Source organism: Reinekea marina, from assembly GCF_030409715.1.
Classification (GTDB): domain Bacteria; phylum Pseudomonadota; class Gammaproteobacteria; order Pseudomonadales; family Natronospirillaceae; genus Reinekea; species Reinekea marina.
On the sequence record NZ_JAUFQI010000001.1, the window covers coordinates 1,365,470 to 1,384,080 of the forward strand.

The following is an 18,611-nucleotide window of genomic DNA, read 5'->3' on the forward strand; positions in this document are numbered from 1 at the left end:
CTCAAAGGTTTCACAATAATGATAAAAGCTTTCAATAAGACTCAAAATTGCCAAGGATTAGTAAGTGGACGGTTCTAAAAAGCAACCCAGACCTTCGCTACAAAATGTTGCTGATGAGGTCGGCACCACTAAAATGACGATCAGTCGTTATTTAAAAGACCCATCATTGGTATCAAAAGAGTTGGGTACAAAAATAGCCTCTGCGTTAGATAAAGTTGGCTATATTCCAAATAAAGCGCCAGGAATATTGTCTAAAAAGCAAAGTTATTCTATTGGCGTTCTTGTTCCTTCGCTAACAAACCAAGTCTTTTCCGAAGTGATTCGTGAAATAGAAGTCGTCTTAGAGCGACACGGTTATCAACCCATGCTAGCTCATTATGGTTACAGTGAGTTGAAAGAAGAAGATCGAATTACCACGCTACTGTCATATAATGTCGATGGTTTGATCCTGTCTGAATCGCAACATACTGAGAAAGTCAGGAAAATGATCCGTGTTGCGGGGATACCCGTGGTAGAAATTATGGACAGTGTTTCAAAGCCAATTCATCAAGCGATTGGCTACGACAACGCACAAGCCTCGCAAGCGATGACTGAGAAGATGATCCAAAAAGGCTATCGGAATATTATCTATTTAGCCGCGCGTATGGATGTTCGTACTCAACTAAAAATAGCAGGGTATGAGTTAGCCATGTGCAATGCAGGTTTGACGCCAAAAGTACACGCTACTGAAGCGGCATCATCCTTTTCATTAGGTGGGCAATTGTTAAAAGATGCCCAGCTACAATATGACACTATCGATGGCATTATTTGCACGAATGATGATCTAGCTATCGGTGCACTGTTTGAGTGTCAGCGACAAGGGATAAATGTACCGAGTGAGCTCGCCATAGCCGGTTTCCATAACCATAACTTCGCAAAGGAGGTTGTGCCGAGAATTGCTACAGTCGATACACCTCGAGAGGATATTGGTCGAATAGCTGCTGAACAGCTGATTGATAGACTCAATGGGAAGCGCATGAACAAGCGGGTATTTAACTTAGATTTTTCTATAGTGGAAGGGCAAACTATTTAAGGTGGGTATTTTAAACAGTCGCTTTTTGAAAAAGCGACTGCGGTCACCTCTAGTTAAAACACTTAAATGCTTTGCTAGTATTCTAATTATTTAGCCTTGGCTAAAAGTTACATACTATGCTCTTTCTTAACAATCCCATTGCTTTTCTGTACCTCTCGGATAAATGCGACAACGTTCGTTATTTTAGAAAAACCAATATGAGGCTGTGGCGGCATGTTGCCGTATTGCCAATGGTGTTGGCGCACACCTTTGAGTACCGCTCGAGTGAACGATTCATTGGGGTGGTGGCCTGAGTTATATATATCATGGATTAATGGTGGTCCAATTAGTGTACCTTGGCCGTTAATGCCATGGCAGGCGGCGCAGTTGTCATTGAAGGTAAGTTGCCCTGCTGCGGCTCGTGGTGAAAGTGTACCGACAGTTACATCGACATGGCCTTGGTTGTGGTCGCCAAATACGGCGGTTGCTGCTAATAATAAAGTTAGGGTGTAAAAAAATTTCATCGTGCCTCCTCAGGCATGCATTTTCCTATAAGTTTTAAACTTGTTTTGTAAAAAGGTTGTTATTAGGAGGCTTTCGGAGGGTGTTTAGCGCGTTTGTTGAAACCGGGTAAAGGATTACGGTTATAGGGGGTTGAGCTGTTTTTAAAGCGAGGTAATTGGCTTGAGTAAGCTACTTGAGCAACAGGGCAGGCTGATTGAAACTGCGAGCAATGCGTATCCGCTAAACCACAGCTGGTTTGATCTTGGCAATTTAATTGAAGGTGATGTGCGTATTTTGTCATCAGATGCGCTTCGGGGCTGCTTGTTGCAGGCATGCTAAAGCTCAACGCGGTTGCGTTGAAAGAGAGCAAAGCTATTAACAAGAACAAACCGGCTTTTCGCATAAATTTTCTACCTTTCAGTCACCAAGATATTAACTGAAGTTGTTGCTTGGTTGAAGGGATTCCACTTAATCTAGCCGCAGTGTAATGTAAAGTGTTTGTGTGATTTACCGAAAAAAATGTGACCAGCCAAGTAGGTTGAAAAATAGTGTTTTTTAATGGGGATTATCTACCCATTTATGTGCCAATTGTTTAAAAACCTACTGTACAATGTGGCGCAATTGTCTTGTTACCTCTGGAGCGCTCATGATTGATCTAACAGGTTCTACGGTAGAGTATTTTTCTGAAACCTTTGTCGATGAGGCGCTCAGTGGAGAAACGTTAAGCCATATTGAGTTTGATGGCTGTACCTTTAAAGAGTGCGACTTTAGCAGCGCTGTTTTTGATCACTGTAAGTTTATCGAGTGCGAGTTTATTCGCTGTAATTTAAGTGTTGTGCAGCTAAAAGCCAGTCGATTTATGGACGTCGTCTTTAAAGAAAGTAAAGTCATTGGCGTTGATTGGACAAGAGCCGCTTGGTCAAACGTTCAACTTGCTTCACCCGTTGCATTTGAGCACTCTGTAATCAATGATTCCTCATTTTTTGGGCTGTATTTAGCTGAGTTGTGTGTAGAGCACTGTAAAGCGAATGATGTTGATTTTCGTGAAGGTGATTTCACTGAAGCTAATTTTAGTGGTTCCGATTTGTCTCGCTGTTTGTTCGATGGCTCGAATTTAAATGGCGCTAACTTTACCGATGCCGATCACTATTATATTGATATTAACAATTGCAAACTAAAAAAAGCCATCTTCAGCCGAATAGAAGCGGTGAACTTATTAGAAAGTCTTGATATTGTGTTAGTAGATTAGTGACTACCTAAGGTTTGATATGTATTTAATGATAAAACACTTGCACATGTTGAGTGCAATGATCAGCATTAGCTTTTTTATCGTCCGAGCATTTTGGTCGGTTCGAGAGTCGCCGTTGTTGCAGCAAAAGTGGGTGAAAATAAGTCCGCACATTATTGATACCGTCTTACTCGTTTGTGCGCTCTATTTAGCCAGTTTTTGGCCACTTTCGACGGGATGGATATGGGTTAAAGTAGTCGCTTTAGTCGCGTATATTATTGTCGGTACTTTCGCGATTAAACGTGGTAAAACACCTAAATCACGCGGTCTGTTTGCCATAGCAGCCATATTGATATTCGGATATATCGTTGGCGTGGCGGTCACACAAAACCCTAGCGCTTGGTTGGCACTTTAAAATAAATAGAGGAGTTGAATGTGATAAAGCATTCGCCCAGTTTACAGTTTTGCATTTTAGGCCCCGAGTCTCAGGTCGGCCAAGCGCTTGCAACGTACTTTACAGAACGAGAAATTCCTTTTTCTGTGATCAATAGCGATGATCTGGCTGGCGCATTAGATTTAGGTGATCGCTTTAAAGAGACCTATTTTGTGAATGCGTTGCCCGTTGAATGCCCTTCTGGTCGCCCGTTAAACGAATCTTTATTGCTTTCCGTTACTGAAAAGTTGGCAGCCTTTTGTCAGGCAAACGATAGGGTTTTGTTTCAGTTGTCTAGTGCCAGTGTATTTGATGGGCAGAAAAAGTCTGCCTATAAAGAATCCGACGCGACTCACCCGGTGACAGAGATCGGTCAATTGCTGTTAAGTTGCGAGCATAAGGCGGTTCAACGGTGTGCATCTACGGTAATTTTGCGCACCAGTTGGCTGTTCGACAGCGAAGGTGATAATTACCTGACACGGCTGTGTAATGCGGCCGTCAATGAAACTGAGCTGCGGGTTTCTGGCGTCATGAAAGCTTGCCCAACGGGTGCTTCAAGTGTAGCTAAGGCCATTGTTGCAATGGCTGAGCAAATCGATTGTGGTTCTGAGCCCGATTTATGGGGTGTGTATCATTATGTCGACAGCGATGTTTGCAGTATGTATACCTTTTCAAAAGCGGCCATCAACGGCATTAAGGCGTTAACGGATGTGAAAGTAGAGACAGTTACAGAGGTTAGCGCTGAAGAGGGTGGTGTTGAGGAATCTTATGAGCTGAGTTGCTTAAAGATACTGTCGACATTTGGCATTAAACAACACCCTTGGCGTCGTGGCTTATCAGAGTGTATTAAGAAAAAATTCACCAGTGATAGCGCTTTAAATGAACCAATGGGTGATTAAACCTAAAGATTTTAAGAAATAACCCGATCTATAGTAGATCATCCACTGTTTTATAGGAAAGCGAGCTTAATGGCGACCCATGATTTATCGAAGCTGCGCCTTGCTGCTGGCTTAAATATTAATATCGAGCTGCCCGACGTAGACGAAAAGCGTTATTTAGGTACTCTTATCGGCTATGTGTCTGATCGTTCGGTGCTGGTAACTACACCCATGCTGGGAGAAAACCGTCCACTCTTGCTGCGGAAAGATCAAACCGTGGTGTGTCGATTCTTTTCTCATAAGGTTGCTTGTGCGTTCAGTGCGCAAGTTGTGCATTTGTGTACTACCCCTATTCACTATATTCACTTGGGCTGGCCTCGCCAGGTTGAGGTGGGTACCGTTCGAAAATCTGAGCGCGTTGTAGCAAATTTGAAGGTTTCAGTGGTCAATCAAACCGATGTCGACTGGCAGCGCGGCGCTGGGGCCGTGGTGGATTTATCGACAACCGGAGCTAAACTAGAATGCCTTGAGCCAGTTGGTGCTATTGGTGACGTGATTTTAATTAGCGGAAAAGTAGTGGTGGGGCATGTGACGCGATTAATCTCTATCGAAGCGACTATACGAGCGGAGTTGAATAAATTTGAAGTAGCAAACTCAACCGCCGCTTATGGAATTGAGTTTAAGTATGTTTCCGATATCGATTTTTTAGCCCTGCAAGCTTTCGTGAACAGTCAGATTGCCAATGGAGCAGGTCGATAATTAACCGCTGCTTAAAAGTCTCGCTTAACCGATAACGCGGCCAGTGCCTTCATTGCCTGCTTGTAATCTGACTCCGGAAAAGCATCTAAAGCTAGTTTAGCTTGTTCTGCATGGTGTTCGGCTTTGGCAATTGTATATTCGAGAGAACCGCAGCGATTCATAATGGACATGACCTCATTCAGTTGGTCTAAACTGCCCTTACGAATACAGCTGCGGATGAGTTGGCGTTCATCTTCACTGCAGTTTGCCATCGCATGAATAGTGGGCAGGGTCGGTTTGCCTTCAGCTAGGTCGTCGCCCACGTTTTTTCCGAGCTTTTCGGCTTCACCAGAATAATCCAGAACATCATCAATAAGCTGAAAAGCTAACCCTAAATGCAACCCGTAATTGGCTAGGGCAGTAGTTTGGTCTTTCGGTGAGTCGGCAATGAGTCCAGCGCATTCACCGCATGCTTGAAACAAGATGGCCGTTTTACCCTTAATGACTTCGAGATACTGCGCCTCACTGGCATCTGGATTGCGCACATTGGTCAGCTGCAGTACTTCACCTTCGGCTATTTTGCGGGTAGTCGCAGCTAACGTATCCATCACGCCCAGTTGGCCAATTTTAACTAACAGTTCAAATGCGCGGGCATAAAGAAAATCACCCACCAAAACACTGGCTGCATTGCCCCATTGGGCATTGGCGGTAGGTTTGCCTCGGCGCATATCAGAGGTGTCCACTACATCATCATGTAACAAGGTAGCGGTATGTAGAAATTCAATTACGGTGGCTAATTGGTGTTGCTGAGTGCCTTGGCTATTAGTTAAGCCCGCCGCCAGCAGCACAATTGTCGGCCGTAAGCGCTTGCCGCCACTGGATATAATGTGGTCTGCAATCTTCTCAACCATGGGAACATTAGAAACTAACTGTTGGTGTATGGTGTCGTTTACTGCACTAAAGTCGCCGGCAATGACAGCGTGAATTTCTTTATGATCCATGTGAGTTTAAATTCTATTTAAAGGCTAATAATGCGCGATGCTAGGGAGGCGCGCGCGCGCTGTCAAGCTTGCTAAAAAACGGCTTGCAAGTAGTGGGATAACTCCGTATTATACGCCGCCCAATCAGTTTGACTCATTCCCTGCCATAGGGTGCCCAACAGCGTGGCGTCGCCTTTAGAAACAGGTAGTAATGACAGAGTGAGATTGGGGTAATTAAAATCTTTGGAGAATAAAGATGTACGCTGTAATCGTATCTGGCGGTAAGCAATACCGCGTAGCAGAAGGCCAAACGGTCAAGCTAGAAAAAATTGAAGCGGAAACGGGCTCAACGTTCGATTTCGAAAAAGTGCTATTAGTTGCAGATGGCGACAAGGTAAGCTTAGGCCAGCCTGTTGTTAAAGGCGCTAAAGTGACTGCTGAAATTATCGCTCAAGGTCGTCACAAGAAAGTGAAGATCATGAAGTTCAAGCGTCGTAAGCACCACATGAAGCAAATGGGCCACCGTCAGTGGTTCACTGAAGTTAAAATTACTGGTATCAAGGCATAACGGAGATTTCTCATGGCTCATAAGAAAGCTGGTGGTAGTACTAGAAACGGTCGTGACTCGGTCAGTAAACGACTTGGTGTAAAGGCCTTTGGTGGCGAATCTGTAAGCGCAGGTTCAATTATCGTTCGTCAACGTGGTACTCGTTTCCACGCAGGTGACAACGTAGGTTGTGGTAAAGACCACACCTTGTTTGCGAAAGCAGACGGTAAGGTAGAATTTGTTGTTAAAGGTTCAAGCAATCGTAAGTTTGTAAACATCGTCGCTTAATTAGCGAAACAACATTGAAAGCCTCGCCGCGTGCGGGGCTTTTTGCGTTTTAACTCTGGTTTTTTACGCCTGTGGTTAAAGGCAAAGCACAATAACTTATAAATATAGAGGCGCCGTGAACCCATCCATGGGGGCTCAGCTGCTGCATCCATGCAGCAGATGCTCTATATTTATAAGTTATCGTGCTTTTCATACAGTTATATCAACTAAATTGTATCGAAAGCACTACTGTATTTAGAGTGTTGTGTGATTCATTGGTAAGGTGTTTGCGACATGGATGTCGCATCCAAGCCCCCATGGATGGGTTTACGGCGTCCTTATCAATGGATTACGCAACGCTCGGGTCAGCCACGAAAAGCTGTCAAACCAAACCGTAAAAGAGATAAAGATCATGAAATTTGTAGATGAAGCCACCATTGCAGTTGAAGCCGGTAAAGGCGGAAAGGGCTGCGTTAGTTTCCGTCGCGAAAAATACATCGCGAAAGGCGGGCCTGATGGTGGAGATGGCGGTTTTGGTGGCAATGTTTGGGTTGTGGCCGATGAGAACGTTAATACGTTAATCGATTATCGATTTGTGCGTCGCTATAAAGCCGAAAATGGCCAGCAGGGCATGGGTTCTGATATGACTGGCCGAAAAGGCGAAGACGTTACCTTAGTTGTACCCGTGGGTACAACCGTGATTGATGTCGATACTGACGAAGTGTTGGTCGATTTAAAAACAGCCGGCGAAAAGTTTATGGTTGCCGAAGGCGGCGCTCGCGGTATTGGTAATACGCGTTTTAAATCGAGTACTAACCGGGCTCCTCGTCAATCAACGCCAGGCAAAGAAGGCGAGAGTCGAAACATTAAATTCGAATTGAAAGTATTGGCCGATGTTGGTTTGTTAGGTTTACCGAATGCCGGTAAATCGACTTTAATTCGTAGCGTCAGCTCAGCGAAACCTAAAGTCGCTGACTACCCATTTACTACCATGATTCCAAACCTTGGGGTAGTGCGTGTTGATGCATTGCGCTCATTCGTCATGGCCGATATTCCTGGTCTTATCGAAGGGGCTTCTGAAGGTGCTGGCTTAGGTATACGGTTCTTAAAGCACTTAGTAAGAACTCGCGTGCTTTTGCATGTTGTTGATATGTTCCCGTTCGATGAATCTACACCCGCCAACAACGCCTTAGCCATTGCTAATGAGCTAGAAGCCTTTAGCCCAACGCTTGCGCAGCGTGAACGATGGTTAGTGCTGAACAAAATGGACATGGTGCCGGCCGATGAACAGCAAGCTCGCGTTGACTCAGTCATCGAAGCACTAAACTGGGAAGGCCCTGTGTATCAAATCTCGGCAATATCGGGTGAAGGTACTAAGCAGCTTGCTAGCGATTTAATGGTTTGGCTTGAAGAGCGTCGTGAGCAACTGGCTAACGATCCTGAGCTTGCAGAAGAAGACGAAGAGCAGCGAGCGCAAGTTGAAGAAGAAGCACGAGAACGAATTGAAATGCTGTCTAATAAGCGTCGTAAAGATAAGCTAGCAAAAGCCGAAGACGACGATGATGAAGATGACGACGACCACGATGTTGAGTTAGTCTATACCCCATAAATTTATAAAAAGGAAAGACAGTGGTGGCGGGAAACGCTAAAGCCAGACTGACAAAAGGAACGCGCTGGGTTGTTAAAATTGGCTCAGCACTGCTTACCAACGATGGTAAAGGGCTCGATTTAGCGCGAATTGCGCAATGGACCGAGCAGATGGCTGCACTCAAGCAGCAAGGCATCGAAATAGTACTGGTGTCTTCTGGAGCAGTTGCGGCCGGTATGTCGAGATTAGGGTGGCAAGAACGCCCTAATTCAATGGAGCAATTACAAGCGGCGGCCGCAGTCGGGCAAACGAAGTTAGTGCAAACTTACGAGAATGCATTTGCGCGCCACGACCTGCACACAGCGCAAATTCTGTTAACCCATGAAGACCTCTCCGACCGAAAACGCTATTTAAATGCTCGAAATACCTTGCGAGCATTACTTGATTTGCCTGTCATTCCTATTGTGAATGAGAACGACACCGTCGTGACCGATGAAATAAAGTTCGGTGATAACGATACACTCGGTGCGCTCGTAACAAACCTAGTGGAAGCCGATGCTCTCATATTATTGACCGATCAAGACGGCCTTTACGATGCCGACCCACGAAGCAACCCCGAAGCTAAATTAATAGAGCAAGCCACAGCAACCGACGCCAAGTTAGTCGCCGTCGCTGGCGATGGTGGCAAGTTAGGCCGTGGTGGCATGGCCACTAAAGTAAGAGCGGCTCAACTGGCCGCGCGCTCAGGTGCTGTCACTGTAATTGCTGGGGGCCGTATCGAGAATGTCTTAACAAGATTAAGATTGGGCGAGCAAGTAGGTACTCACTTATCCCCTGAACTAGAGCCAATAGCCGCGCGTAAACAATGGTTAGCCGGCCACTTGCAAACTAAAGGTGAAATAACCCTCGATGATGGCGCTGTAAACGCCTTGCTTGAAAAAGGTAAAAGTTTACTTGCCGTGGGTGTTAACAATATCAAAGGTCAATTTCATCGTGGTGAATGCGTTGCCATTCTCGACAGCAAGGGTAATACGTTAGCTCGTGGATTGGTTAATTACGATGTCGATGAAGCTTTTAAAATCATGGGTAAACCGACGTCTGAAATAGACAGCATTTTGGGTTATTTGAACGAGCCTGAATTGATTCATCGAGATAACCTCGTATTGCTTTAGGAGCAAAAAAAATGAAACGGTGTGCATGGTGTGGCGAAGACGAACAATATCAAAACTATCATGACACCGTATGGGGTCGAGCAGAATACGACAGCCAAGAACTGTTTAAAAAGCTATGCCTCGATGGTCAGCAAGCTGGACTCAGCTGGATAACTATTTTACGCAAGCAAGCGAATTACGAAGCGGCATTTTTTAATTTTGATCCCGTAAAAATGGCCGCGATGACCGATGAAGACCTTGCCGAACAAATGCACAACGCTGGCATTGTTCGCAATAAACTCAAAATAGAATCGTTGCGCCGTAACGCCCGCGCTTACTTAGCAATGGAAGCAGCAGGGCAGCCATTTAACGAGTTTATCTGGAGTTTTACCGGTGGAAAAACAATCGATAACGCGCTCAAAGATATGAGTGACTACCCAACAGAATCGAAAGAAAGCCAAGCTATGTCGAAAGCGTTGAAAAAGCATGGGTTTAATTTTGTCGGCCCAACTATTTGTTATGCATTTATGCAGGCCGTTGGCATTATTAACGACCACCTAACGGATTGCCATGTTTACCAAGAATGCAAAGCCCTAGCGAGAGCATAATGGCGGCCGAGTTCCGCTATGTGGTGCCCCATAAATTTTCCGGAATAACCGTTCAGCAAAGCATTTTAGATTGCTTTCCTTTTCGAGAAACAGAAACCTTACTGGCTATGCTTGATTATTCAAGCCTTAAGGTAAATTTACAGCCTGCCAAGCTAGAAGATTTACTCACGGTGAATGATGAGCTTTGCTATCGATTAAATAACTACCATGAGCCCGAAGTAAATACTGATTGGCATTTATTGTGGGAAGGCGATGAAATTATTGCCGTTCACAAACCCGCAAACCTACCCGTTAGCCGCACCACCCGCAATATTTACAATACCTTAGTGCAATTAGTACGGCGTGAAAGTGATTGGCCAGATGCCCATTTATTGCATCGGTTAGATTTGGAAACATCTGGCATCGTGCTGTTGGCTAAAACAAAGGAGTGGGCTTCTAAATGGCAGCCAAAGCTCAGCAGTTTGATGGCAGAAAAGACTTACCACGCGATTGTCTATGGAAACCCGAAATGGGATTCAACCGTGCTTGAATGTGAGTTAAGCACTCGCGCTGATAGCCCTATTCGTTGCCAAATGCATGTTTGCGACTCTGGCCAGAAAGGCAAAGCTAGTAAAACTTCATTTAAGGTGTTGCAGACATTCGAAGGTTATAGCTTGATTGAATGCCAGCTGCTCACTGGCCGAAAACATCAGATTCGCGCGCACCTAGCTCATTTAGGCCATCCTATTGTGGGCGATAAAATATACGCTCATGATGGCCAATACTACCTCAAACGTATTGAAAACCAGTTGACTGAGCAAGATGAAAACATGATACAAACAAACCATCATTTACTCAGTGCTTATAAAGTCCAGTTGCAGTTGGAAGAAGGGGTCGAACCCATTACGGTGATGGATGAAAATTTCTCGGCTACTTGGCAAACCTTTGTCTCCAAGTGCCGATTGTAATAGGACAGAATAACCACTCTGAAACATCGAGGAGTGAAAGTGATTATGTTAAAGGACATAAACCATGAATAGCGTTACTTTTAATGAGCAATCTATCCAACCGTCTAAAATCATCTGTATCGGTCGTAATTATGTTGAGCACATTCAAGAGCTCGGCAATGAAACGCCCGATGAAATGGTGGTATTTTTAAAGCCTAATTCTGCGATCAGCGCCGATCTACATTCTGAAGGTGATCAGGTACATTACGAGACAGAGCTGTGTTTTTTAATTGAAAATAATCAATTTAAAGGCGTTGGTATCGGATTCGATTTAACGAAGCGAGATCTTCAGAGCAAGCTAAAAAGTAAAGGTTTACCTTGGGAGCGGGCAAAAGCTTTCGATCGCTCAGTGGTTTTTAGCCAGTTTGTTGAATTGCCCAACGGTGTTGAGAGCATGAGCTTTCACCTAAAAATTAATGATCAGATCATTCAGGTCGGCGATGTCGATTTAATGATGTACAAGCCTAGCCAAATATTAAGTGAGGTTAGCCAGTTTATGAGTTTATCTGATGGCGATATCATCATGACAGGTACACCAAAGGGTGTTGGCTTGTTAAAACAGGGTGATCACTTTAGTGCCGATCTATTGCACCATGGTCAAAAGCTGCTTTCACAAGCATGGCTGGTTAAATAACGCGTGAATAACATTTGATGAAGTTTATAGAATTTCATGCAGAACATGCACTAACGCTTGCTTCTTGGTTTCGCTCCAAAGAAACTACTTTATTGTGGGGTGGTCGTGTTTTTGGTTGGCCTCTGGCAATAGACGCAATTTTAGAGCGGTCAAATCAGCCTGATTTAAACTTCTTCGTAATGGAAGACTCAAACAAAATGCTCGGCTTTATCGAAATTAAGCAGATATCTGCAACAGAAGCGCGACTGTGTCGGGTAGCAATAGCGCCCGAGGCGCAAGGCCTAGGATATGGTAAGCAACTGGTGCGTTTAGCGCTTGAGCGTATTCGGTTCAGTAGAAATATTGAAACGGTTTCTTTGGCGGTGTTTCAATCGAATGTAAAAGCGTTTCAATGCTATCGCGGATTGGGCTTTTGTATTGTCGATCGAGACCCTAAATTCAAGCTATTTGATGGGGCAAAATGGCCACTGTATCAAATGGAAGTCTCACTCATTTGAATCAATGGCCATTAAGTTAGGCTCACTTTCTTGGCTCCCATACAGGGTTTTCTAATTTAGCCTGAATATCTTCACGCGTAATGCCAATATCTTTCAATATGTAATCTGGCAGTGTTGACATGTTTTTATAGGTGCGTTTGTCATTGTAGGCCTTCTTTAGTTGAAAAAAGCCCTGCTTAATTGAATTTAAAAAGCTTAAGTCCAAACGGTAGCCAGCGTGCTTAGCTGTGATGAATCTAACTTGGTCTTGAGTAGTCATGGTTATGTCCTTGCGGTTGTTAATGTTACTCTGCTAATCTAAGCGCAATGCGCAATTTTGACAAACGATGAAAATTGACACTTGGTTAAGGATTTCTTAAGTGAACCACTTACCCCTTCAAGGGCTGTTTTATTTTTACACAGCGGCCGAAGCTGGCAGCTTCAAATTGGCGGCTGAACGACTGTTCATTACACCTGCTGCCATGAGCCAGCAAATACGAATTCTTGAAGACAAGCTCGACGTGAAGCTTTTTGAACGAAATCACAGGCAAGTTAGTTTAACGGAGGCCGGCCGTCAGTTACTGCCTTATGTACAGACAAGCTTTAACGCTATCCAAGACGGCTTGAATCAATTAGGGCAAGACCCTGACCCTAGTAAACTGGCTATTTCGACATTACCTTCCTTTGCGCAACAGTGGTTAGTGCCTAGGCTAGGTAAGTTTTCAAAAGTAGCGCCCGATTTATCCATTCTAACGATGCCGCTCGATGGTTTGGTTGATTTTAGGAGTGAGCCGATTGATTTATGCATTCGCTTCGGTTTAGGTAACTACCAAGGATTACACAGTGAACTCTTGTTAAGAGATCGTCTGTATCCTGTGTGCCACCCGTTATATTTGGAATCGCACCCTATTGAAACCTTGAGCGATGTGGCTAAGTACGACCTAATTGAAGATGCTCGACCAGATATGAATTGGCACTATTGGCTAGAGTTGGCCGGAGTCTCTTCCAGTCGAGTAAAGCCGTCGCTCTCTTACAGCGGTGTTCATCTAGTGTTAGAAGGTGCGTTAGCTGTGCAAGGCGTAGCACTGGTACGCCACAGTGTGGCGGCAAAATATATAAAACAGGGTTTATTGGTACAACTTGGTGATGTTGAAGTAGAGTCAGCGTTTCATTACTTTTTGTGCGCACCAGAGCCTTACTATAAGCGTGATAAAGTACAACGGTTCGTTAAATGGATTAAAGATGAAGCTGAGCAATTTCTTGAAGACCATCCAATGCCCGAAGGAAATAGGCTGGTGTACTCTGAAATTAAGCCAACAACGAGCAGCTGCTAGGCTAATTTTTTAGCAATAACCGAGTAGGTGTGCCATTGCTTTTGAATACCCGCGACCGTCTGACCGGTTTCATCTCGCTCGTTAAACTCGAGCACCTCAAATTGTTTGAATAAGGCTAAGACTTCGGTTTTTGTCAAAGGGCAAGTGCGCGCAAACATACCATCAGCCCAGCTATCGTTAGGCCCCATAAAATCTCCTGTAAACACACCGCCAGGAAGCAAGCTATTCTCTATTTTTTGCCAGGTTTGTTTAAAACATTGAGGGTCAGCAAAAAATAAGCTGGCATTCGCTATTACCAAGTCGGTTGGGGGAAAGTCGAATGATTCAAAGCTTGCTTGTGAGATCCTTACATTTGGCTGGTGTTTAAATCTTTTAATGCAAAGCTCAATGGCTTCTTCAGTATTGTCAAAGGCGAGTACCTCAAAGCCTTGGCTCGCTAAAAAATAAGTATCAGCGCCTGTACCACAACCACAATCTATGGCCCGTCTGGCGTTGGTTTCTGCATAACCTAATGCTTTTTCTGTTCGTGGATGGTGTGGTTTTTCTAATGTTTTTTGGTAGTAAGGTGTCCAGCTGTCACTTTGTTGATTCATGAGCTTTTATCACTAATGTTCAGGTGGGAAAGAATATTTAAGTAGTTGAACTAATTTAAAGGTTTTAACGCTCGAGTGCTACTGGCATATTATTTCAAAAAGCCGTAACTTGGCTCGTTACTGGCAAAACGGCAGAATGTTGCTTTTATAAATCTTTGGAGTGTGTGCGTAGTTATGTTGGAATTAATCGCTTGGATGGAAAGTACCTTTGGTGCTCATATTGATTGGAAGCAGGTGATTCTGGTTGGTTTATCACCCATATTCGCATTGTCGTTTATGTTGGAATGGCATTTCATGCGTAAACGAAAATCTCCTGAATACATGAAACGGCAATTTGCCTGGATGGATACTTTTACTAATGTTTCCCTCGGTGGTGCTTACCAAGTGTTTGAACTTATTGTGCACGTGGTATTTGTCGGTACGGCTATCTTCTGGTTTTGGGATCAGCGCTTTTTTACCATTCCTATTAACGCATGGACGATTATTCCGATATTTATTGCTGTTGAGTTCTGCTACTACTGGTTTCACCGCACCAGCCATCGAGTTCGCTGGTTTTGGACCGCGCACGTGGTTCACCATACAGGCGAACAAATGAATATGTCGACGGCGATGCGACAGTCGATGTTGTACCCCATTACTGGCTGGTGGTTGTTCTTTATGCCATTAGTGTTATTGGGTGTGCACCCTGCAGTGGTATTTATTCTTTATGCTGTCGATTTAGGGTATCAATTCTTTATTCACACAGAATCGGTTGGCAAGCTGCATCCTTGGGTAGAATATGTTTTCGATACGCCCAGTAATCATCGTGCTCATCATGGCAGAAACCCGCAATATATCGATAAAAACTACGGCGGCGTTATTATTGTTTTTGATCGCTGGTTTGGAACCTATGAAGAAGAGCAGGAGCAGGTAGATTACGGTGTGGCGACGCGCCAAATAAAGTCCCATAACCCCATAAAGTTAAACTTTCAAGAATTCATCGACATGTGGAAAGATGTATTGCGACCAGGTCCAATTGGGCAGAGAATAAAGCACCTATGGGCACCACCAGAATACGTTCGGCCATCAGACGAGGTTAATATAGAGAAGTAAAGGCTCCTCAAATCATGACTTTCGACGCCTGTGAATCGTATTGTTATCGGCTACTATTATATTAGTTAATTTTACATAGAGCCTATATGTCTGCTAGACCTCCTATCTTACCGCCCAGTATCGGAATGCTCGCTATGTTGGGCGTTTTTGTACTGCATTTCATTAAGCCAATCGCTATGTTGTTTCCGTATCCGATCAATTACATGGGCTTGGTACTCATTGCCGCCGGCGCATTAGTAAATATTATTGCAGAGCGTGATTTACAGCGATTTGGCGCACCTTTTGATGCCAATGGGCAGGCCAGTCAGCTTGTAGAAGGTGGGCTTTATCGTTTTAGCCGTAACCCAGCCTATTTAGGTATGATACTGATCGCGGCAGGCATAACGGTCTGGGTGGGTAGTTTATCGCCATGGCTTGTCGTACTTTTTTTGCCTCCAATAATGGGTAAGTTATACGTTTGCCAAGAAGAATCTGCACTAAAAGATCGTTTCGGTTTAAATTATGATCAATACTGCGCAAAAGTTCCAAGATGGATTCGATTTTCTAAAGCCGATTCCTGAAAATACCGTTACACTGACAGCTACAGTTACCGGCTTTTAAAGGTTGTCAGGGATGTTTCAGCGGCTACAAGCTCAATACGAAAGACTCATTCAAGAAAAATCACATTGGCTACTCATGTGGCTCATCATAGGTCTGGTGTTTCTTGCCTTTCAGGCCAGGCATTTTACGTTAGATGCATCGGCCGAAAGCCTGCTTTTAGAAGATGATCCATCGTTAGAGTATTTCCGTAAAATGTCCGATCGCTACGGAGCTGGCGAATTTCTTGTGCTCACGTTTACACCTGAAGCACCTCTTTTCAGCTCTAGCTCGCTAGATGTCCTCACAAAACTACGCGATGAAATACGTGCTTTAAAGCGGGTCGAGTCTGTCGTTAGCGTGATGGATGTTCCGCTATTGTCGAACCCACCGGTTCCTATGTCTCAATTAGTGTCTAATATTAAAACGCTTGAAGACCCAAATGCCGATTTAGAGCAAGCGCAATATGAGTTAGCCAATAGCCCATTGTATGTAAACCTGCTGTTAAATTTAGATGAAAACACCACCGCGCTGCAGATTAACTTTCCAATTGATGATACGAAAAATAACCTGTTGAATATGCGCAAAGAGTTGCGCGAACAGTACCGCTTAAGCTCAAACGACATTGACAAGCAACAGCTCAAGCTAGTGAATGAGCTGATTTATGAACACAATACTAATCAAGGTGCATTGCTGCACAAAGACATTGAAGCCATTCGCGATATTATTAAACAGTATGAACCTCATGGCGAGTTGCATTTAGGCGGCGTGCCGATGATAGCCGATGATATTGTGCGTTTTGTTAAGAATGATCTAACCACCTTTGGCGTAGGTGTCTTTCTGCTGATCATCATTACATTGACGATCATATTTAGACAGCCGCGATGGGTTATATTGCCTTTGCTGTGTGCCAGTGCAGTCGTGTTGGCTATGCTTGGGCTGTTGGGCTGGTGGCGTTGGCCAATTACCGTTATCAGTAGTAATTTTATTTCATTGCTGCTGATTTTAACCTTATCAATGAATATTCATTTGGTGGTTCGGTACCGCGAGCTGTTGCGAAAACACCCAGACTGGGATCACCGCAAACTCATTACAGTAACCTTACGACGTATCGCTATACCCTGTTTGTATATGGCACTCACAACAGGCGTGGCATTTGTTTCATTAATATCCAGTGGGATTCGCCCTGTCATAAATTTTGGTTGGATGATGACGGTAGGCATATCTGTAGCCTTTGTGATGACCTTTATTCTTTTTCCCGTCATGTTAATGATGTTAGGTAAAGATAAAGCCTCTGGTGAGCGTAAACAAAGCAATGCATTAACTCGGTTGATTGCGAAAATTACGCTACGCAATGGCCGATTAATTATTACGTGTACTGTCATACTCATTGCCTTCACGATAGTTGGTGCGTCGCGGCTAATTGTTGAAAATAGCTTTATTGATTATTTTGATGAAGGGACGGAAATTTACCGAGGCATGACCGTTATTGATCAACGGCTTGGTGGAACGACGCCACTCGACATTATTCTAGACTTTAATGGCGATAAACCGACTGTTTCAGTTGAATCGCAAGATGAAGTATCGACAGAACTTTCTGGATTACAAGATTCGATCAACACGACAAACGATGATGACTTTTTTGTCGATGAATCGGATCCATTTCTAGACGACAGCGGCAGTGATTTTATCGAAGAGGATTTCTTGTCGATGGACGGCGACGTCGGCTCTTTTGAAGACGACTTTGTAGGCGAAGACGATCCAGACAAATATTGGTTCACCACCGATAAAATTATTGCGATTAAAAAAATACACGAGTATTTAGATGCTCGACCAGAAACAGGGAAGGTGCTTAGCTTAGCGACAATGATGGACATTGCTGAGGACTTTAACGACGGTAAGCCTTTAACGAATATCCAGTTAGCTCTACTTTATGGGGTGATTCCGGAAGAATTTAGAGCCATAGTAGTATCACCTTATGTTTCGGTAGAGCACAATCAAGCACGAATTAATGTACGAATTATTGATTCATTAGAAGGGCTGCAGCGGGATACGTTATTATCAGAGATTGAGCAAGACATAGTCGCAGAACTTGGGTTTGAGCCTGGTCAAGTTAAGCTGACGGGTATGATGGTGTTGTATAACAATATGCTGCAAAGCTTATTCTCTTCCCAAATTATGACACTCAGTGCGGTTTTTGCCGGTATTATGCTTATGTTTTTAATTTTATTCCGAAACCTTAAGTTATCGTTAATTGCCATGGTGCCCAACCTTATTGCAGCAACATTAGTATTAGGTGTCATGGGTTGGGTGGGTATTCCGCTCGATATCATGACGATCACAGTTGCCAGTATTACTATTGGCATTGCAGTCGATAATACGATTCATTATATCGTACGTTACAAACTTGAATTAGCGCGAGATGGAAATTATGTTGCAGCGATTCGGCGCAGTCATCAATCTATTGGGAAAGCTATTTTTTATACGTCGATAACCATTATCATGGGGTTCTCCATTTTAATGCTTTCTAATTTTAAACCGACGATTTACTTTGGTGTGTTAACGGCATTGGCCATGGCTGTTGCATTGTTGGGCTCGCTCACTTTGTTGCCAAGATTGATCTTGATTGTTCGCCCATTTGATGTAAAAAAATTGCAGCAGCAAGAGGTATTTGAGGCAGACCGTAGCGATGGAATCTAATGATGAAGATCTCGGTTTTAGTTGTCAGATCACAAAAAATGGACGAGTATTTTTTGTTCACTTAAACAGACCTGCAGGTGTTTTAAGTGGCAAAGAAGCCAGTCGGTTTATGGCTAAATTCAGTCAAAGTAACTTTCAACAACAACAGCTTTTGATGGCAAAAGCCACAGGGCACTATAAACATGGTAATGAAAAACAGAGTAAGAAACGTTAAAGAATGAACGAATAATACGAGCAGCATTGCGCT

The 18,611-nt window shown here is 43.9% G+C and carries 26 protein-coding genes; 20 read left to right on the plus strand and 6 right to left on the minus strand.

Going from position 1 to position 18,611, the window contains the following annotated elements:
• Window positions 1–64: 64 nt before the first annotated feature.
• Window positions 65–1,072 carry a substrate-binding domain-containing protein gene (locus tag QWZ13_RS07110; RefSeq protein ID WP_290281146.1) on the plus strand — a complete coding sequence of 336 codons (1,008 nt, stop codon included), beginning with the start codon at window positions 65–67 and terminating at the stop codon, window positions 1,070–1,072.
• 107 nt (window positions 1,073–1,179) lie between these two features.
• On the opposite strand, the gene QWZ13_RS07115 is transcribed toward QWZ13_RS07110, so the two are convergent.
• Together QWZ13_RS07115 and QWZ13_RS07120 are read right to left on the minus strand one after the other, a co-directional pair.
• On the minus strand, window positions 1,180–1,575 hold the full coding sequence (locus tag QWZ13_RS07115) for a c-type cytochrome (protein WP_290281147.1): 396 nt from the start codon (window positions 1,573–1,575) through the stop codon (window positions 1,180–1,182).
• Between the two features lie 62 nt (window positions 1,576–1,637).
• The gene (locus QWZ13_RS07120; protein WP_290281148.1) at window positions 1,638–1,889 is read right to left on the minus strand and encodes a hypothetical protein; all 252 of its coding nucleotides are present in this window, start codon (window positions 1,887–1,889) and stop codon (window positions 1,638–1,640) included.
• Window positions 1,890–2,165: 276 nt separating this feature from the next.
• On the opposite strand from QWZ13_RS07120, the gene QWZ13_RS07125 reads away from it, so the two are divergent.
• The 4 genes from QWZ13_RS07125 to QWZ13_RS07140 all read left to right on the plus strand — a co-directional run bounded on the left by QWZ13_RS07125 (window position 2,166) and on the right by QWZ13_RS07140 (window position 4,853).
• The gene (locus QWZ13_RS07125) at window positions 2,166–2,804 is read left to right on the plus strand and encodes a pentapeptide repeat-containing protein (RefSeq protein ID WP_290281149.1); all 639 of its coding nucleotides are present in this window, start codon (window positions 2,166–2,168) and stop codon (window positions 2,802–2,804) included.
• A gap of 19 nt (window positions 2,805–2,823) precedes the next feature.
• Window positions 2,824–3,198: a SirB2 family protein gene (locus tag QWZ13_RS07130; RefSeq protein ID WP_290281150.1), complete on the plus strand. Its 375-nt coding sequence runs from the start codon at window positions 2,824–2,826 to the stop codon at window positions 3,196–3,198.
• Window positions 3,199–3,218: 20 nt separating this feature from the next.
• Entirely contained in the window at window positions 3,219–4,115 is an 897-nt protein-coding gene (locus QWZ13_RS07135) for a sugar nucleotide-binding protein (protein WP_290281151.1), read from the plus strand.
• 69 nt (window positions 4,116–4,184) lie between these two features.
• A complete protein-coding gene (locus QWZ13_RS07140; protein ID WP_290281152.1) occupies window positions 4,185–4,853 on the plus strand; it encodes a flagellar brake protein in 669 nt (222 codons plus the stop codon).
• 11 nt (window positions 4,854–4,864) lie between these two features.
• Here QWZ13_RS07140 and QWZ13_RS07145 read toward each other — a convergent pair whose 3' ends face one another.
• Window positions 4,865–5,833 carry a polyprenyl synthetase family protein gene (locus QWZ13_RS07145; RefSeq protein WP_290281153.1) on the minus strand — a complete coding sequence of 323 codons (969 nt, stop codon included), beginning with the start codon at window positions 5,831–5,833 and terminating at the stop codon, window positions 4,865–4,867.
• 37 nt (window positions 5,834–5,870) lie between these two features.
• Here QWZ13_RS07145 and QWZ13_RS07150 point away from each other — a divergent pair, with 37 nt between their 5' ends.
• The 3 genes from QWZ13_RS07150 to rpmA are packed head-to-tail and all read left to right on the plus strand — an operon-like array spanning window position 5,871 to window position 6,647.
• Entirely contained in the window at window positions 5,871–6,011 is a 141-nt protein-coding gene (locus tag QWZ13_RS07150) for a hypothetical protein (protein WP_290281154.1), read from the plus strand.
• A gap of 57 nt (window positions 6,012–6,068) precedes the next feature.
• The gene (rplU, locus tag QWZ13_RS07155; protein ID WP_216001146.1) at window positions 6,069–6,380 is read left to right on the plus strand and encodes a 50S ribosomal protein L21; all 312 of its coding nucleotides are present in this window, start codon (window positions 6,069–6,071) and stop codon (window positions 6,378–6,380) included.
• A 12-nt stretch (window positions 6,381–6,392) separates the two neighbouring features.
• Window positions 6,393–6,647, plus strand: a complete 255-nt coding sequence (gene rpmA, locus QWZ13_RS07160) for a 50S ribosomal protein L27 (RefSeq protein WP_216001145.1) — start codon at window positions 6,393–6,395, stop codon at window positions 6,645–6,647.
• Here rpmA and QWZ13_RS07165 read toward each other — a convergent pair.
• Window positions 6,644–6,799 (minus strand): hypothetical protein, encoded by a 156-nt coding sequence (locus QWZ13_RS07165; RefSeq protein ID WP_290281155.1) that lies wholly within the window; start codon window positions 6,797–6,799, stop codon window positions 6,644–6,646. The two genes, rpmA and QWZ13_RS07165, sit on opposite strands and share 4 nt — an antisense overlap.
• Window positions 6,800–6,829: 30 nt before the next feature.
• Here QWZ13_RS07165 and QWZ13_RS07170 point away from each other — a divergent pair, with 30 nt between their 5' ends.
• The 7 genes from QWZ13_RS07170 (at window position 6,830) to QWZ13_RS07200 (ending at window position 12,090) form a co-directional block, all read left to right on the plus strand.
• On the plus strand, window positions 6,830–7,024 hold the full coding sequence (locus QWZ13_RS07170; protein ID WP_290281156.1) for a hypothetical protein: 195 nt from the start codon (window positions 6,830–6,832) through the stop codon (window positions 7,022–7,024).
• 14 nt (window positions 7,025–7,038) lie between these two features.
• The gene (gene cgtA, locus QWZ13_RS07175) at window positions 7,039–8,235 is read left to right on the plus strand and encodes an Obg family GTPase CgtA (RefSeq protein WP_290283303.1); all 1,197 of its coding nucleotides are present in this window, start codon (window positions 7,039–7,041) and stop codon (window positions 8,233–8,235) included.
• Between the two features lie 20 nt (window positions 8,236–8,255).
• Window positions 8,256–9,386 carry a glutamate 5-kinase gene (proB, locus tag QWZ13_RS07180; RefSeq protein WP_290281157.1) on the plus strand — a complete coding sequence of 377 codons (1,131 nt, stop codon included), beginning with the start codon at window positions 8,256–8,258 and terminating at the stop codon, window positions 9,384–9,386.
• Between the two features lie 11 nt (window positions 9,387–9,397).
• Entirely contained in the window at window positions 9,398–9,973 is a 576-nt protein-coding gene (locus QWZ13_RS07185; RefSeq protein WP_290281158.1) for a DNA-3-methyladenine glycosylase I, read from the plus strand.
• A complete protein-coding gene (locus tag QWZ13_RS07190) occupies window positions 9,931–10,920 on the plus strand; it encodes an RluA family pseudouridine synthase (RefSeq protein WP_290281159.1) in 990 nt (329 codons plus the stop codon). Before QWZ13_RS07185 ends, QWZ13_RS07190 begins: the two co-directional genes overlap by 43 nt.
• A 64-nt stretch (window positions 10,921–10,984) precedes the next feature.
• Complete coding sequence (locus QWZ13_RS07195; protein WP_290281160.1) at window positions 10,985–11,593, plus strand: fumarylacetoacetate hydrolase family protein; 609 nt, start codon at window positions 10,985–10,987, stop codon at window positions 11,591–11,593.
• A 17-nt stretch (window positions 11,594–11,610) separates the two neighbouring features.
• Window positions 11,611–12,090 carry a GNAT family N-acetyltransferase gene (locus tag QWZ13_RS07200; RefSeq protein WP_290283304.1) on the plus strand — a complete coding sequence of 160 codons (480 nt, stop codon included), beginning with the start codon at window positions 11,611–11,613 and terminating at the stop codon, window positions 12,088–12,090.
• Window positions 12,091–12,112: 22 nt separating this feature from the next.
• Here QWZ13_RS07200 and QWZ13_RS07205 read toward each other — a convergent pair whose 3' ends face one another.
• Window positions 12,113–12,349 (minus strand): DUF1127 domain-containing protein, encoded by a 237-nt coding sequence (locus tag QWZ13_RS07205; protein WP_216001138.1) that lies wholly within the window; start codon window positions 12,347–12,349, stop codon window positions 12,113–12,115.
• Window positions 12,350–12,515: 166 nt separating this feature from the next.
• Between QWZ13_RS07205 and QWZ13_RS07210 the strand changes: the two genes are divergently transcribed.
• The gene (locus QWZ13_RS07210) at window positions 12,516–13,403 is read left to right on the plus strand and encodes a LysR substrate-binding domain-containing protein (RefSeq protein ID WP_290283305.1); all 888 of its coding nucleotides are present in this window, start codon (window positions 12,516–12,518) and stop codon (window positions 13,401–13,403) included.
• On the opposite strand, the gene QWZ13_RS07215 is transcribed toward QWZ13_RS07210, so the two are convergent.
• Complete coding sequence (locus QWZ13_RS07215; RefSeq protein ID WP_290281161.1) at window positions 13,400–13,996, minus strand: class I SAM-dependent methyltransferase; 597 nt, start codon at window positions 13,994–13,996, stop codon at window positions 13,400–13,402. The genes QWZ13_RS07210 and QWZ13_RS07215 overlap by 4 nt on opposite strands.
• A gap of 174 nt (window positions 13,997–14,170) precedes the next feature.
• Between QWZ13_RS07215 and QWZ13_RS07220 the strand changes: the two genes are divergently transcribed.
• From QWZ13_RS07220 to QWZ13_RS07235, 4 genes are all read left to right on the plus strand, one after another.
• Complete coding sequence (locus QWZ13_RS07220; RefSeq protein WP_252729126.1) at window positions 14,171–15,088, plus strand: sterol desaturase family protein; 918 nt, start codon at window positions 14,171–14,173, stop codon at window positions 15,086–15,088.
• Window positions 15,089–15,174: 86 nt separating this feature from the next.
• Complete coding sequence (locus QWZ13_RS07225) at window positions 15,175–15,648, plus strand: methyltransferase family protein (protein WP_290281162.1); 474 nt, start codon at window positions 15,175–15,177, stop codon at window positions 15,646–15,648.
• Window positions 15,649–15,700: 52 nt separating this feature from the next.
• Window positions 15,701–18,364, plus strand: coding sequence for an efflux RND transporter permease subunit (locus QWZ13_RS07230; protein ID WP_290281163.1), 2,664 nt, complete (start codon window positions 15,701–15,703; stop codon window positions 18,362–18,364).
• Window positions 18,336–18,578 carry a hypothetical protein gene (locus QWZ13_RS07235; protein ID WP_290281164.1) on the plus strand — a complete coding sequence of 81 codons (243 nt, stop codon included), beginning with the start codon at window positions 18,336–18,338 and terminating at the stop codon, window positions 18,576–18,578. Before QWZ13_RS07230 ends, QWZ13_RS07235 begins: the two co-directional genes overlap by 29 nt.
• Window positions 18,579–18,611: the final 33 nt, after the last annotated feature.

Coding starts and splice junctions, on each gene's coding strand:
- QWZ13_RS07115 (WP_290281147.1), bottom strand. CDS start 1,575: ATGAAATTTTTTTACACCCTAACTTTATTATTAGCAGCAACCGCCGTA.
- QWZ13_RS07120 (WP_290281148.1), bottom strand. CDS start 1,889: ATGCCTGCAACAAGCAGCCCCGAAGCGCATCTGATGACAAAATACGCA.
- QWZ13_RS07125 (WP_290281149.1), top strand. CDS start 2,166: ATGTGGCGCAATTGTCTTGTTACCTCTGGAGCGCTCATGATTGATCTA.
- QWZ13_RS07130 (WP_290281150.1), top strand. CDS start 2,824: ATGTATTTAATGATAAAACACTTGCACATGTTGAGTGCAATGATCAGC.
- QWZ13_RS07140 (WP_290281152.1), top strand. CDS start 4,185: ATGGCGACCCATGATTTATCGAAGCTGCGCCTTGCTGCTGGCTTAAAT.
- QWZ13_RS07145 (WP_290281153.1), bottom strand. CDS start 5,833: ATGGATCATAAAGAAATTCACGCTGTCATTGCCGGCGACTTTAGTGCA.
- QWZ13_RS07150 (WP_290281154.1), top strand. CDS start 5,871: ATGCTAGGGAGGCGCGCGCGCGCTGTCAAGCTTGCTAAAAAACGGCTT.
- rplU (WP_216001146.1), top strand. CDS start 6,069: ATGTACGCTGTAATCGTATCTGGCGGTAAGCAATACCGCGTAGCAGAA.
- rpmA (WP_216001145.1), top strand. CDS start 6,393: ATGGCTCATAAGAAAGCTGGTGGTAGTACTAGAAACGGTCGTGACTCG.
- QWZ13_RS07165 (WP_290281155.1), bottom strand. CDS start 6,799: ATGGATGCAGCAGCTGAGCCCCCATGGATGGGTTCACGGCGCCTCTAT.
- cgtA (WP_290283303.1), top strand. CDS start 7,039: ATGAAATTTGTAGATGAAGCCACCATTGCAGTTGAAGCCGGTAAAGGC.
- QWZ13_RS07185 (WP_290281158.1), top strand. CDS start 9,398: ATGAAACGGTGTGCATGGTGTGGCGAAGACGAACAATATCAAAACTAT.
- QWZ13_RS07195 (WP_290281160.1), top strand. CDS start 10,985: ATGAATAGCGTTACTTTTAATGAGCAATCTATCCAACCGTCTAAAATC.
- QWZ13_RS07200 (WP_290283304.1), top strand. CDS start 11,611: ATGAAGTTTATAGAATTTCATGCAGAACATGCACTAACGCTTGCTTCT.
- QWZ13_RS07205 (WP_216001138.1), bottom strand. CDS start 12,349: ATGACTACTCAAGACCAAGTTAGATTCATCACAGCTAAGCACGCTGGC.
- QWZ13_RS07215 (WP_290281161.1), bottom strand. CDS start 13,996: ATGAATCAACAAAGTGACAGCTGGACACCTTACTACCAAAAAACATTA.
- QWZ13_RS07220 (WP_252729126.1), top strand. CDS start 14,171: ATGTTGGAATTAATCGCTTGGATGGAAAGTACCTTTGGTGCTCATATT.
- QWZ13_RS07225 (WP_290281162.1), top strand. CDS start 15,175: ATGTCTGCTAGACCTCCTATCTTACCGCCCAGTATCGGAATGCTCGCT.
- QWZ13_RS07230 (WP_290281163.1), top strand. CDS start 15,701: ATGTTTCAGCGGCTACAAGCTCAATACGAAAGACTCATTCAAGAAAAA.